The following is a 14,237-nucleotide window of genomic DNA, read 5'->3' on the forward strand; positions in this document are numbered from 1 at the left end:
GTGAAAAATATCAGTCAAAAGCCTGAGGATACAGTGCATTTGCCAATGGAAGTGGCTAAACTCGCTCTGCATTTTTAGGAAATCACAATTTAAAGTAACACTTTAACTATGCTCAATTTTTTGTCTATAAAAAACCTGTTTTCTGTTTTACTGATTATTGCCTTAAGCGGGTGTGTATCATCAAGCATTGATCCATCGAGGTACGAAAAATCCCCGTCCTACACAATCATCAACGACACACCCACACGCTTGGACGACTATTTCTCACGAGAAGTCGCCTCACACTCCTTGACCACTGAGACCGGATTCTATCCACTAGACAAAGGTCATGATGCACTGCTTGCTCGTCTAGCGATAATTGAAACCGCGCAATCTAGCATTGATGTTCAATATTATATTTTCCGTGATGATGAAGCGGGCAACTTAATTGCTTGGCGTCTGTTCGAAGCAGCTGAACGTGGCGTTAGAGTTAGGTTGTTACTGGATGACATGCAAAAGTACGATGACAGCGACCTAGTGCGCTTCAGCAGTCATCCGAATATTGAAGTACGCATGTTTAACCCGCATCACTTGCGATCCGCTCGTGGTATCGCAATGCTTAGTGACTTTGAGCGACTCAACCACCGAATGCACAATAAGTCGCTGACCGTAGATGGCGTGGTTTCCATTGTTGGTGGAAGAAACGTTGGTAACGAATACTATTCCATCGAATCAACGGTCGAGTTTGCCGATTTAGATCTACTTATGGTTGGGAAATCGGTTCGACAAGTAAATCGCCAATTTGATCTTTATTGGAATAGTGATTACAGCGTTCCTATTGAATGGATAACACCTCAGATGGAACACTACACCGACGCAGATGTAGATACTTGGGTTAAAAATCTAGGGTTAGAAGCGAAGTTCTCAGGCGGTATTTATGATTTTGCTAAGCTGCCTCTTTATACCGATCTCATCAATGGAACCATTGATTTGTATTGGGGTGAAAGTGACTTGTTATATGATCTGCCTAATAAACCGGACAGCAAACAGAGCACCCTAATCGATAGCCTAGGCGCCGTATTAGATGAAGGAGAAACCTCTTTAGTATTCATTTCACCCTACTTCGTTCCCACGGAGCGTGGTACCCAAGACTTGGTGAATGCCGTCAAGGATGGCCTAGAAGTCGTCATTATAACAAACTCACTGGCTTCCAATGATGTATTTGCCGTTCACGGGTGGTATGCCAAATACCGTAAAGATTTAGTGGAAGGCGGCGTGCAACTATGGGAAGTGAAATCCCATGCCGAAATCAAGAAGAATTGGAGCCTGACAGGGAGCAGCCGTTCAAGCCTGCACACTAAAGCCATGGTTATCGACAAAACCAAGATCTTTGTAGGCTCAATGAACTTAGACCCACGTTCCGCGCACTTGAATACGGAAATGGGCGTTGTTGTTGAACAGCCTGAATACGCACAAAAGGTCTATGATGAGATTATGCGAGAAATACCCACTACTGCGTATGAGATTGCCGTCAAGGATGGTGATGTGGTTTGGATAGATCATTCAACAGGTAAAACACTCACCTCTGAGCCTGATGCCAGTGTCTGGCGCAAAATGGGCGCGTGGTTCAGTGGCATACTACCCATTGAAGAGCAGCTCTAATGGATGGGATAAAAACTAAAAAAGGTAGCCTTGGCTACCTTTTTTCTCAATCTTGAAAGTGATTATGCTTTCTTAAGATCACGTGCTGGGTAAGTTAGAGACATGCCGTCTACTTTAACGTGAACGTAGTAGCCACCACTGCTCAAACCAGTAACAACCATCTGACCTAGATCGATACCTTTTGTTGCAACAACAACATCATCAATAGCAAACATTTTGAACCCTTAATTGGAAATAAGATTAACAGCAATCTTTCGGGCGCTATTGAAGCAAAGTTGATGCGTTTGAACTAATCTGATTTTTTGTCGTTTGGACAAGATTATTTTGTTGTGGCAGGAATAAAAAAACCACCGCTGCGGCGATGGTTTTTACTATTCATAATCAATATATTACAGTGACACTGAGCCGAATGCTTGATGCCAAACTGTGTGGCGATTCTCACCACCGTTTTCTTTCTTGCGCTCTTCAGCTAACCAGCATAGAAGTTCCCAACCAAAACCAGCAGCAATGATGCCATCTTTGTCAGTTGGATCCGTATCAGGCGTGTATTCTGCAATATCTGCTCCCACCAAACGTACTTTGCCTGATGCCTTTACTTTACGAATGATATCGTAAACTTGCAGGTGAGTAAGGCCGAACGGATCTGGGCTTGAGTTTGAACGACAGAATGCAGTATCCAGAGCATCAAGATCAAATGTAAAGTATACCGGACCACCGTCACCACATAGCTCGATGATCTTATCCGCAACAGCGTCTACGCCTTGCTCGTAAACTTCATTGGTCGTGAAACCTGTAGTCCCAAATGCAATATGATTACCTTTTACTAACGCTGTTTGACGACCACGCATACCAATTTGTACCGTGCGCTCTGGGTCCGCTAGACCTTCAGAGTAAAGCTTTGGTAACCAGTGACCTGATGTGTACGGGTAATCAAAGTCTGCACGTGTCGACAAGTCATAGTGTGCATCGAAGTGAATCACTCGCAAAGGACCATACTTCTCACCAAGCGCACGCATCGTTGGATATGGGATTGTGTGGTCACCACCAAAAATCAGTGGAGTACAGTCTTTTTCGACCACCATGTGGTGTAGAAGCTCGGTTAACTGCTCGACTTCTGCTTTTAGTTCAAATTGACCTAAGCTGTCCCAGTTACCATAGTCAGAAACGCGGCACCATTCGAATGGAATTTCACCGTTATCACCAACCGTTCCCATCCCCATTTTACTTAGGTGACGTAGACGCTGTGGTGCGAACTTGTGAGAAGAACCAGTTGGAGAGCATTTCTCAATACCCATTCCATAGATAACAACATCAGTGTTATCCAAATCTTGCGAGAACGGCGCTTGATAGAAGCCTAGGTAATCTTTATTGATGAAACTCATCTGCTCGATACCTTTGCCACCACCTTGCTCTTTAACACGAGCTAAGTAAGCCGCTACTTCAGGATCAAGGTTATCTGCTGCCGATACGTTTTCCCAAATATGTTTATATTTAGCAACTTTCTCTGGGTCAATTGCTGGCCACTTCTTAACATTAGACATGGTATTGCCTCTCATTTCTGTTGAACATCATCACTTTAGCGACTCTGTTATGGCAAAACCAGTAGCAAGGGGTATGTTACTTAAGTAACCCTGACACGTCGTCTGGTATCAGGGTTACCAATAGTAAGTCGCGCCACCATTTTAGTGATATCAGGCTAAGCGAATACTCGCTGTAGTCGCTCAATAGCTTCGACCACTCGTGCTCGCGGTGTTGCTAGATTAAATCGCAAAAATTGTTCACCACCAGCGCCGAATGACGAACCATGGTTCGCAGCAATTTTGGCTTCGCTCTGCACCTTTTCAATCACTTGTTCGGCGGTTAAACCCGTGCCTGAAAAGTCTACCCATGATAAATACGTCGCTTGCAAAGCCATAGATTGTAATCCATCGATGGCATTAATCGCTTCATCAAAGAGACGACGGTTTTCATCCAAGTATTCCACCAGCGCTTCCAACCATGCTTCACCCTGTTCATAAGCGGCCGTTGCCATCAGCATACCGATGCGGTTAGGACCAATACCGGCAGCATTAAGAACACTCGTATACTGCGCTCGCAACGTTTCATTTGGGATGATGGCGGCACCGGTCAAAGCAGAGGCGATGTTAAATGTCTTTGTTGTCGCCGCAAGGATGACCATATTCTGTTCATGTTTAGGTGCTGCAAGTGTTGCCACAATGTGCTTATTAGGAGAGAAAACCAGATCATGATGAATTTCATCCACTACTAATATCAAGTCATGCTGAGCACAAAACTCGGCCACCTCGCGGATTTCATCCGCACTCCAAACACGGCCGCCGGGATTATGAGGGGAACACAAGATCACCATCTTTTCTCGGCCATTAAGATTAGCCGCTAAAGCTGGTAGATCCATTTTGTATTGACCGTCTTCCTGTACTAGCGGACTCTCTACCACAACTCGTTGATTGGCATTGATAACGCGCGAGAAAGCATGGTAGACAGGAGTAAACAAAATAACGCCATCGCCAGGCTCACTATACGCCTGAACACAGAGTGCCGTACCTTGTACTAATCCTGCACAGGTCACTATCCACTCGGGCTGAACATTCCATTGGTGTCGCTTATTCATCCAAGCAATAACGGCATTTCTATAACGATGGTCATCACCATAGTAACCATTAACCCCGTTATCCGCGGCTTCCATTAAAACCTGATTGACGGCAGGCGGTGCTTTAAAATCCATGTCAGCGACCCACATGGGTAACCCTTCATCAGGAGAAACACCAAAACTACTCTCCATCTCATCCCATTTGGCCGAATGGGTACCTCTACGCTCTACAATCTCATCGAAGTTAAACATTGCTTATTTCACCGTCCATTTCGTTGGAGAAACAGTTTAACTCGTTGATATTCAGGGAACCAGACAGTTAGCCCGACATTGTCAATTGAATGTGACCTGTGTGGGGGTCAAGGCTTTCATCAACAATGCTAAAACCACAACGATGATAAAAGCCTATTGCACGACAGTTGTGTTTATACACCGACAGGGATAACGCCTGGCTTTTCTCTCTGGCATCCGTTATTAAACGCATCCCAATGCCGTCGCCTTGTGCTTGTGGGTCAACAAACAAGGCCGCTAAATTAGAATTTACCAAAGAATAAAACCCCAAAACCCGTCCGGCTCGCTCATATACAAAGGTATCTGAGTTCGGAAGGTATTTGTTACGCATATCGTCTACACGTTGGTGCCAGAATAGCGGCTCAACAAAATCATGCGCTTCTACTGACGCGCTGAGCCAAATCTTTAACACACTGTCTAAATCTTCTTCGCTAAACTCTCTGATCATTGACCTATTCCATATAGTATTTGAATCCGTAGTGACTTTTCTCGAAACCAAGACGCTCATAAAACTGATGGGCACGTTCACGAACTTGATTGCTAACAAGTTGAACTATCTTGCACCCTTGATATCTAGATTGCTCAATAGCAAACTCAACCAAAGTAGCCCCTACACCTTTTCCTTGAGCATGATTTGCGACAAACACGCCTTCAATATTAGCTCGTATTTCGCCGTTATAGGTAAATTGAGGAATAAAACTCAGTTGCAACGTCCCAACGACTTTGTCATCAATAGTAGCGACATACAGGAAATGATCCTTAGATGTCGCAAAATGGTCAAATATCCGATACATATCGTCAGTAATTTGCTCATCGCAAGCTTGCTTTAATTCAGGCTTATCATCCCAAAACAAAGGCAGGATTGAAGGCAGATCATCAGAGTGGGCAATACGGATTTCTATGGTCATAACACGTTCACTTATTCAAATTGAGAAAGGTATCGTTAAGTATGCAGACCATTCATGACTAAAGCTTTACAGCTTAAAATCAACAAGTTGCTGCGCTACCTTGTCACAAATATACTCTCCAATCGGTATGGCGGATGTCGCTGCCGGAGAAGGTGCGTTACAGACATGCAAGCTTCTAGAAGTTTGAGCAAATAAAAAGTCGTGCACTAACGACCCATCTGCTTTGACGGCCTGCGCACGAATTCCGGCTGGATACGGTTTAAGATCATCCAAAGTAATCGACGGGCAGTACTTGTGCACTAACCCTAAGTATCCGGGCTTCCAAATGGAATTTTTGAACTCATATAACCCAGTAGTTAAATGCTGCAACGTAACTTTCCAGTAACCTGAAAATGTCAGCATTTGCCAACAGTCACGCCAACTAATGTTAAATGAGCCGTAACCTTCTCGTTTCCAACCTTGCACTGCATTAGGGCCAACAGTAATAGAGCCATCGATCATTTTTGTTAAGTGAACACCTAAAAAAGGTAGCTCGGGATCGGGAATAGGATAGATAAGGTGGTTAACAACATCACGGTGCTTATCAGCAAGCCGATAGTATTCACCGCGATAAGGAATGATTTGGAAGTCGGTTTTAATACCTATCATAGTGGCCATTCGATCCGCCATTAAACCTGCGCAAACCACTAGTTGTCGACATTTAAGAGTGTTCAAAACGCCGTTTTGCAAGCAGGTTAACGTCACATGGTCGTCATACTCCTGCATCGCTTTTACTGACGTTGATAGCTGCACTACACCACCCAATAGCGAAAATTGCTGTGCCATCACTTCGGTAACCTTTCGATAATCAACAATGCTAGTTTCGGTCACTCGAATAGCTCCCAATCCCGATATATTGGGCTCTAACGCTGCTAACTGCTTTTGATCGATAAGCTCGACCTCAATTCCATTTTGTAGGCAGCGTTGATACAAACTCTGCATCCGTTGCATTTCTAGCTCAGAGGTCGCAACAAGTAGCTTGCCACAGTTTTCAACGGGTATTTGGTGTTGATGACAAAATTCTATCGTCGCTTTAAGACCACGCTTACAGAAATCCGCTTTTAAACTGCCGGGTTGATAGTAAACACCTGCGTGAACAACGCCGCTATTGTGTCCGGTTTGATGCTGCGCCACATGCGATTCTTTTTCCACAACCAGAACAGAGCTGTCGGGATAACGCTGCTTAAGCTGCCATGCGGTTGATACACCTACAATGCCACCACCAACCACAATAAAGTCGTACATGTCTCTCATCCTTGTGAAACTCGATATTGACTACCTTACTCCGCTGGCTGCTAGGAGGAAAGTGAAGGTGTCACAGCTTTTAAATACAGCGTTATTGACCCCTGATAAATGTCGTATTTCGCTTGCTGGTCAATCTCGGAAAACTGCATAGAGAATGCGAACCCATGCAAATAATCCGCAAGCAGACTCACTGCATTTTGTTTCTCTGTCGTAGATAGATCAAGTTCCTCAATAACTTGATTGAACCGACTGATAAATACATTAGCGGGTCCGGCTGTTTTCATCTTGAACAGTGTTTCTAATAAACCCGGATATTGTCCCAATAGCTCAAGGTAACTCCAACCCAGTTGCTGTAACTCCTGTTGCCATTCTCGTCCTTCCTCCGGCAGATATATCCCCTCAACCAAAGATACTGCTACAGCTTCTAGCAACTCATCCTTGTTTTTGAAGTAATAGTAGATAGCCATTGCATCTATATTCAGCTCAGTCGCTAGCCTTCTGATACTTGGGATCTTTCCATCCATTTGCATCAAGCGCTTTGCGTTTTCCACTATTACTTCTTTGCTCAGCGTGACATCACCTTTAGTTGGACGCCCCCTTTTTTTGGCCTTGACAGTCATAAAAGATCCTAGCTAAACTAACATTAATTTCTACACTGTAGAATTATAGCAAAATGACCTTTAATATCAAATAGCGGAGTCTCAACAATGGCAAATATCGTATACATCGGAACCAGTCTAGACGGCTATATCGCAGACAAAAATAACGGTCTCGATTGGCTACATGACATGCCAAACCCTGAGGGCTCAGATTTTGGTTTTGCAGAGTTTATGGACCGAGTTGATGGACTCGTCATGGGCAGAAACACTCTAGAAATCGTTCTGAGTTTTGGTATTGAGTGGCCCTACTCTAAGCCAGTATTTGTGTTAAGTAATACACTTACTAAAGTGCCTGAAGGCTATGAAGACAAGGTCTTTTTGGTGAAAGGTAAGCTAAGCGACATCGTTAGTGACTTGAACTCGAAAGGCTACAAAAACCTCTACATTGATGGCGGTAAGACGATTCAGAGTTTCTTAGCGGAAGATCTAATTGATGAGATGATAATCACCACCATTCCAACCCTTCTTGGTGGCGGTATTTCATTGTTTGGTGAACTCGATAAGCCTCTGAAATTCAAGCATGTATCAGCAGAGCGTTACCTTGATTGTATAGTTAAAAACCGATACGTAAGAGCGTAGCCATTTGCCAAAGGTGCTAGATAGCTTATCTAGCACCTCAATGGTTACTCTAGCAACAATAAATGCATTCAGAATGCGACGCTTCAGTTTTTAGCTTTCAAATGAAAGCTTGTCACCAAACACTTCTGACCAATCTTTATCAAACTGTGCTACTGCTGGTTCAATGGCTGGATGCGAGAACATTTGCGCAGCCACATCAACTGGTAAAGTAATTGCACCAATCCCCAACTTCATCACATCCATCGCCTGCTGGACATTCTTGAAGCTTGCAGCGAGGACTTTTGTTGAAAGTCCATGTTTTTCTATCAGCAATTGAAGGTCACGAACCACTGCAACGCCATCACCATTCATAGCATCAATACGGTTAACGTAAGGCGCAAGATAATCAGCGCCACACAATGCAGCCATGAATCCTTGCTGCACCGTGTATATTGCTGTAGCTAGAACCTGAATACCCTCTTGTTTCATTAACTTAATAGCAGCCAACCCTGCCTCCGTAGCGGGCACTTTTACCACCATATCGTAAGGAAGTTCACTGAGCTTCTTTGCTTCCGCTAGCATTGAATGAGGATCTTTACTCACCACTTGAGCGTGAAAACGCGCCGTATCACCCAATACTTCTGTCATATTAGCAAGTGTCGTCGTGAGCCCCACCTTAGATTTAGCGACAATCGTCGGGTTGGTGGTCACGCCCTTTAACGGGAAACATTGGTTAAAACGTGCGGTCTCGCTGACATCCGCCGTATCTAAGTAGAGTTCAATCATCTTCTATTCTCAAACCTTTATTTGAACATTATCAAGTTACCAACAATATAGATTTTGCCAATTTGACGGATCTTGATTTTGATCAAGACAATCTTCATATGAAGAGTTAAAGTTTCATTTAATGAAAGTATACAACTTCTTAAAATGAAATATTGGATGGCACATGTATTTTAATATCCAAAGATTCTCTACTCATGATGGTGATGGTATTCGAAGCCTACTGTTTCTCAAAGGATGTAGCTTGGCTTGCCCCTGGTGCCAAAACCCAGAAAGTCGCAGTGCTAAGCATTCTGTGCTATTCGATAAACGCAGCTGTTTAAGTGACTGTCATCGCTGCTCGGACGCTTGCCCTTCAATTGAAGCTACACCAGAAGGCATCAAGATAAACAGAGATACCCTTGATGATTCACAAATCATTGCTTTGCGAAATGTGTGCCCGACACAAGCGTTAACCGTGTGTGGAGAAGATGCTCAACAAAAAATGCTGTTCGATACCTTAATGAAGGATAAGCCGTTTTATGATCAAAGTAGTGGCGGGGTAACGTTCTCTGGTGGCGAACCATTGATGCAGTCGGATCTAGTGACGTCCTTAGCAAAGCAACTCCAAGCTGAAGGCGTAAATACGGCTGTAGAAACGTGTATGCATGTACCGTGGAAAAACATTGAACAAGCAGCGCCCTATATTGATTGCTGGTTAACCGACCTTAAACATACCAACGAAAGGAAATTCTTAGACTGGGCACAGGGTTCACTGAAGCGTATTAAGAATAACTTCCACAAACTAGCGCCTATTGCAAAACGAATCATCATTCGTGTCCCAGTGGTCCCAGACTTTAATGACTCCCCCGAAGAGCTCGAAGACATTATTGATTTCGCGGCTGATATCGAAAGCTGCATTGAACTACACCTGCTGCCCTATCACACACTAGGCATCAATAAATACCGTTTGTTGGACATGCCCTATTTATGCTCCGACAAACCGCTCAACAACCCCGACCTGCTTGAATACGCGCAACAGTACGCCAAGCAGTATCCACGTATCAACGTGATTGTAAGAGGCTAATGACTATGGAACTCAATTACTTACCTAAGCGTATTCAAGAACATAAGAAAGCTCTGGTTAATATTATTACGCCACCTATTTGTACCGAGCGTGCGCAAGCATACACCAAAGTCTACCAGCAGAATGAAGACAAGCCTGTTATCGTCCAACGTGCATTAGCACTGGAAGAACATTTAGCGACACGTACAATCTGGATCGATAATAATGAGCTAATTGTGGGTAACCAAGCCAGCAAACTGCGCGCGGCGCCAATCTTCCCTGAGTACACCGTACGTTGGATTGAAGCAGAGATTGATGAGCTTGCTGACCGACCAGGAGCAGGCTTTGCTGTCACCGAGCAAGACAAAGACGTTATTCACGCCCTTACCCCATATTGGCGGGGTAAAACGGTACAGGATCGTTGCTATGGTTTATTCACCGATGAACAACAAGCCATCTTGGCAACAACCATTATCAAAGCCGAAGGTAATATGACATCCGGTGACGCTCACCTAGCAGTCGATAACGAGAAAATTCTCGCCATTGGTTTAGATGGACTCATTACCGAAGTGGACGACCACCGTTTAAATAACGATATTTCCTCTTATGAAGGACTTAAGAAAGAGCAGTTTTATAAGTCGGTCGATATTGTGTTACGCGCGATTCAGCAACATATTTTGCGTTTCTCGGAATTGGCACTGAGCATGGCGAAAAAGGAGTCGGATACTCAGCGCAAACTAGAGCTTGAAACCATTGCCGCAAACTGTGAACACATTGCTTACCACCCACCTTGCAATTTCTGGCAAGCATTACAGCTAAGCTACTTTGTGCAATTGATGCTGCAAATCGAATCAAACGGTCACTCGGTTTCATTTGGTCGTATGGACCAATATCTTAATGATTTCTACATCACCGATATCAACAATGGCTCCTTACAACCTAGCTTCGCCACAGAGCTACTGCAAAGCTGTTGGTTAAAGCTGTTGGAAGTCAACAAAATACGCTCAGGGGCTCATTCTAAAGCCTCAGCAGGTTCTCCCCTTTATCAAAATGTGTGTATTGGCGGTCAAAAGCTTGATGAGAATGGAGTGCCAATGGATGCGGTCAACCCACTCTCTTGGGCAATTCTTGAGTCATGTGGTCAACTCCGCTCCACGCAGCCTAACTTGAGTGTTCGCTATCACGAAGGCCTGAATCAAGAGTTCTTAATGGGTTGTATCGAAGTCATTAAGTGTGGCTTTGGTATGCCAGCGTTTAACAACGATGAAATCGTTATTCCTGAGTTTATAAAACTAGGGGTCGAGCGAGAAGATGCCTACAACTATGCGTCGATTGGTTGTATTGAAACCGCGGTCCCTGGTAAGTGGGGTTATCGCTGCACCGGTATGAGCTTTATTAACTTTGCTCGAATCCTATTGGCCGCGTTAAATGAAGGTGTCGACGCCACGTCTGGAGAGTGCTTCTTACCTCACAGTAAATCACTAGAGAAAAACAATTTCGCTAGTATGGATGAAGTGATGCACAGCTGGGCAGATCAAATCCGCTACTACACCAGAAAGTCGATTGAAATTGATACCGTTGTCGACTCTGTGCTGGAACAGCAGGCGCACGATATCTTTTGCTCATCGTTGGTTGATAACTGCTTACCAAGTGGCAAAACCGTTAAAGAAGGCGGTGCGAAGTATGATTGGATATCTGGATTACAAGTGGGAATTGCAAACTTAGGGAATAGCTTGGCAGCCATCAAGCATCTGGTGTTCGATGAGAAGCAGATCAGCCAGCCTGAATTGGCGAAAGCGCTGGCGGAGAACTTTGAAGGTTCACAACAAGAACAGTTGCGCCACCAGCTGATTAACTTTTCGCCTAAATATGGTAACGACGATGACGCTGTTGACCATCTACTAGCGCAAGCGTATCAAGTTTACATTGATGAACTTAAACAATTCGTTAATACCCGACATGGACGAGGCCCGATTGGCGGTGGGTACTATGCGGGAACCTCTAGTATCTCTGCTAACGTGCCATTCGGAGCCTCGACGATGGCAACGCCTGATGGCAGAAAAGCGTCAACTCCACTTGCTGAAGGAGCAAGCCCTTCGTCTGGCTCGGATCGTTTGGGACCAACAGCTGTGTACAACTCAGTGGCAAAAATCCAAGCAAATCAGATTCTTGGTGGTGTGTTGTTGAATCAGAAACTCTCTCCTGCAGCGGTGCAGTCGGAAAGTGACAAACTGAAGCTATCCATGTTGATTAGAACTTTCTTCAATCATCATAAGGGGTGGCACGTTCAATACAATATCGTATCGAGAGAGACCTTATTGGCAGCCAAACGTAATCCTGAACAGTATCGCGATCTCGTGGTTCGCGTTGCAGGATACTCAGCGTTCTTTACTGCATTGTCTCCAGACGCGCAGGATGACATCATCGCTCGTACCGAGCACGACTTGTAACAAGTTTCAAATCACCACTTTCAAATGAAATTGAAACGAAAGAGGGCTATACTAGCCCTCTTCTTTATTGATTTACGTAACGCCCGGGGCCTCAATGAATTCCAGACAGTCTGAAATCTTAAACTTAGTGAACGACAGAACACGAGTGCAAGTCACCGACCTCTCTGAGCTCACTGGTGTTTCCGGTGTGACCATACGTCAAGACCTCAACTATCTAGAGCAAAACGGCTACTTAAAACGAGTTCATGGTGCCGCTGTTTCCTTGCAAAGTGATGACATCGACTCGCGCCTTGAAGTGCATTTCGATATAAAACAGCAACTTGCCAACAAGGCTGCTGATCTTGTTGCCGCTAATGAAACGGTGCTTATCGAAGGCGGCAGTGCCAATGCGTTACTTGCTCGTACACTAGCAGAAAGAGGTGATGTCACCATCATCACTCCTTCGGCCTACATCGCGCATCTCGTTCGTCATACCTCAGCCAATATCATTTTGCTGGGTGGTGTTTACCAACATCAAGGTGAAAGCTTAGTTGGACCACTAACCAAGCTTTGCATTGAGAACATTCATTTTAGTACTGCGTTTTTAGGTATCGATGGCTTTGATATTAATACCGGCTTCACTAGTCGCGATATGATGCGTGCAGACATTGCCGATACCATCATCCAGAAGAAACGCCGTAATATCGTCTTAACAGATTCCAGCAAGTTCGGGCAGATTTTTCCGTCGTCGATTGGCGACACCAGCGAAATCTCCATTTTGTTGACTGATGACGCAGTACCAGAAAACATGGTTAAACATTTGCGGTCCAAGCACGTCGAGGTCATTATCGGCTAGCGATATTAATTCAAAGGCAATAGTATTAGTACTGATATGCTTTTATGTAATAAATGGTGAGCAAGGAAGATATGAAGACTCTTGAGCAGGAACTATCAAGAATAGACTTAAATTTGCTGGTATCACTTAGCGTACTGATAAAAGAGCGCAATGTGTCACGAGCGGCTGAAAAGCTCTACCTCTCCCAACCAGCGATGAGTCGTACCCTTTCCCGGTTGAGAGCGCTTTTTGACGATCCTTTGTTTTACCGCGAATCCAATGGTCTGCAACCCACAACTAAAACCCTTGAACTAGAGCCTGAACTCGATCGAATCCTGCTATCCATTGATGCCTTACTTAATGGACTGAACTTCTCGCCCAGTCAATGTGAACGCGCCTTTAGAATTTCTGTACCACCGTTAATGAGCCGCTTTCTCACTGCTCCTTTAGCCAAAGCAATTAAAGAAGTCGCCCCTAACGCATCCCTTGAAGAATACCCCTCGTCTCTCGACCCTACTCAGCTCTTAAAAGACGGACAAGTGGATTTTTCAATTCACGTTGAAGAAGTGATACAAAGTGAGGAGTACCACTGTGAAAAGATTGGAAGCACTTACCCTGTTATCTATGGTTCGAATAGCCACCCATTGCTGGATAAACAGACTATAAGCATCAATGATTGCTTAGAGTATCAATTTGTCGACCTATCTCTAGATGTGCGCTCTACTCAGCATTATCTCAACCCGATTGATATAGAGCTTGCCAATCAAGGGCTATCAAGAACCATCGCTTTAAAATCAGGACAACTCGCCACATTGATGGAATCACTTGAAGACACCGATAGGTTAATGATTTCGAGCCACGCATTGGCCCAAACGTTTGAGAAAAGCTCCAACCTCAAGAGCATCAAGCCGTTTAATGACAAGCCGTATTTAGTCAGTATCTATTTGATTGAACATCGCCGCACCTTGAGCAGTCCCGCTCACAAGTGGTTTAAAACATTGATGTTGGAAACGCTGGCAGAAAAGATATCGGTATCAGGTAGTTAATCAAGATATACGCTTCATGCATATCTGAAATAAAAAGGTATCATTGGTAATAATACCTATCTCTACATAGTCTTAACCTCATTCAAGAACGCGATTAAATACAAGGTTGAGTTAATCGTCACTTTGGTTAATTACTACCCTCGGAGATAG

General features: G+C 44.3%; 14 protein-coding genes. 6 read left to right on the forward strand and 8 right to left on the reverse strand.

Features of this window, described 5'->3' with window-relative positions; genetic code table 11:
• Positions 1-108: 108 nt before the first annotated feature.
• Positions 109-1,641 carry a phospholipase D family protein gene (locus OH456_RS01440; protein WP_198558685.1) on the forward strand — a complete coding sequence of 511 codons (1,533 nt, stop codon included), beginning with the start codon at positions 109-111 and terminating at the stop codon, positions 1,639-1,641.
• A 62-nt stretch (positions 1,642-1,703) separates the two neighbouring features.
• Here OH456_RS01440 and OH456_RS01445 read toward each other — a convergent pair whose 3' ends face one another.
• From OH456_RS01445 to OH456_RS01475, 7 genes are all read right to left on the reverse strand, one after another.
• Entirely contained in the window at positions 1,704-1,856 is a 153-nt protein-coding gene (locus tag OH456_RS01445) for a hypothetical protein (protein ID WP_006069207.1), read from the reverse strand.
• Between the two features lie 174 nt (positions 1,857-2,030).
• Positions 2,031-3,182 carry an arginase family protein gene (locus tag OH456_RS01450; protein WP_031494544.1) on the reverse strand — a complete coding sequence of 384 codons (1,152 nt, stop codon included), beginning with the start codon at positions 3,180-3,182 and terminating at the stop codon, positions 2,031-2,033.
• Between the two features lie 155 nt (positions 3,183-3,337).
• Entirely contained in the window at positions 3,338-4,501 is a 1,164-nt protein-coding gene (locus tag OH456_RS01455; RefSeq protein ID WP_038226293.1) for a MalY/PatB family protein, read from the reverse strand.
• Between the two features lie 67 nt (positions 4,502-4,568).
• Positions 4,569-4,988, reverse strand: coding sequence for an N-acetyltransferase (locus tag OH456_RS01460; RefSeq protein WP_038226292.1), 420 nt, complete (start codon positions 4,986-4,988; stop codon positions 4,569-4,571).
• A gap of 4 nt (positions 4,989-4,992) precedes the next feature.
• On the reverse strand, positions 4,993-5,448 hold the full coding sequence (locus OH456_RS01465; RefSeq protein WP_270032643.1) for a GNAT family N-acetyltransferase: 456 nt from the start codon (positions 5,446-5,448) through the stop codon (positions 4,993-4,995).
• A 66-nt stretch (positions 5,449-5,514) separates the two neighbouring features.
• Positions 5,515-6,741, reverse strand: a complete 1,227-nt coding sequence (gene lhgO, locus OH456_RS01470) for an L-2-hydroxyglutarate oxidase (RefSeq protein WP_270032644.1) — start codon at positions 6,739-6,741, stop codon at positions 5,515-5,517.
• A 41-nt stretch (positions 6,742-6,782) separates the two neighbouring features.
• Entirely contained in the window at positions 6,783-7,352 is a 570-nt protein-coding gene (locus OH456_RS01475; RefSeq protein ID WP_270032645.1) for a TetR/AcrR family transcriptional regulator, read from the reverse strand.
• An 87-nt stretch (positions 7,353-7,439) separates the two neighbouring features.
• Between OH456_RS01475 and OH456_RS01480 the strand changes: the two genes are divergently transcribed.
• Complete coding sequence (locus OH456_RS01480; RefSeq protein WP_270032646.1) at positions 7,440-7,970, forward strand: dihydrofolate reductase family protein; 531 nt, start codon at positions 7,440-7,442, stop codon at positions 7,968-7,970.
• Between the two features lie 90 nt (positions 7,971-8,060).
• Here the strand turns inward: OH456_RS01480 and OH456_RS01485 are convergent, their stop codons facing one another.
• Positions 8,061-8,735, reverse strand: coding sequence for a fructose-6-phosphate aldolase (locus tag OH456_RS01485; protein ID WP_270032647.1), 675 nt, complete (start codon positions 8,733-8,735; stop codon positions 8,061-8,063).
• Positions 8,736-8,898: 163 nt separating this feature from the next.
• On the opposite strand from OH456_RS01485, the gene OH456_RS01490 reads away from it, so the two are divergent.
• The 4 genes from OH456_RS01490 to OH456_RS01505 all read left to right on the forward strand — a co-directional run bounded on the left by OH456_RS01490 (position 8,899) and on the right by OH456_RS01505 (position 14,087).
• On the forward strand, positions 8,899-9,798 hold the full coding sequence (locus OH456_RS01490) for a glycyl-radical enzyme activating protein (protein ID WP_270032648.1): 900 nt from the start codon (positions 8,899-8,901) through the stop codon (positions 9,796-9,798).
• Between the two features lie 5 nt (positions 9,799-9,803).
• On the forward strand, positions 9,804-12,227 hold the full coding sequence (locus OH456_RS01495) for a formate C-acetyltransferase/glycerol dehydratase family glycyl radical enzyme (RefSeq protein WP_333482760.1): 2,424 nt from the start codon (positions 9,804-9,806) through the stop codon (positions 12,225-12,227).
• Between the two features lie 94 nt (positions 12,228-12,321).
• The gene (locus OH456_RS01500) at positions 12,322-13,062 is read left to right on the forward strand and encodes a DeoR/GlpR family DNA-binding transcription regulator (RefSeq protein WP_270032650.1); all 741 of its coding nucleotides are present in this window, start codon (positions 12,322-12,324) and stop codon (positions 13,060-13,062) included.
• Positions 13,063-13,133: 71 nt separating this feature from the next.
• Positions 13,134-14,087: a LysR family transcriptional regulator gene (locus tag OH456_RS01505; RefSeq protein WP_270032651.1), complete on the forward strand. Its 954-nt coding sequence runs from the start codon at positions 13,134-13,136 to the stop codon at positions 14,085-14,087.
• Positions 14,088-14,237: the final 150 nt, after the last annotated feature.

The sequence above is a fragment of the Vibrio sp. La 4.2.2 genome, assembly GCF_027586995.1.
Taxonomy (GTDB): Bacteria; Pseudomonadota; Gammaproteobacteria; order Enterobacterales; family Vibrionaceae; genus Vibrio; species Vibrio mediterranei.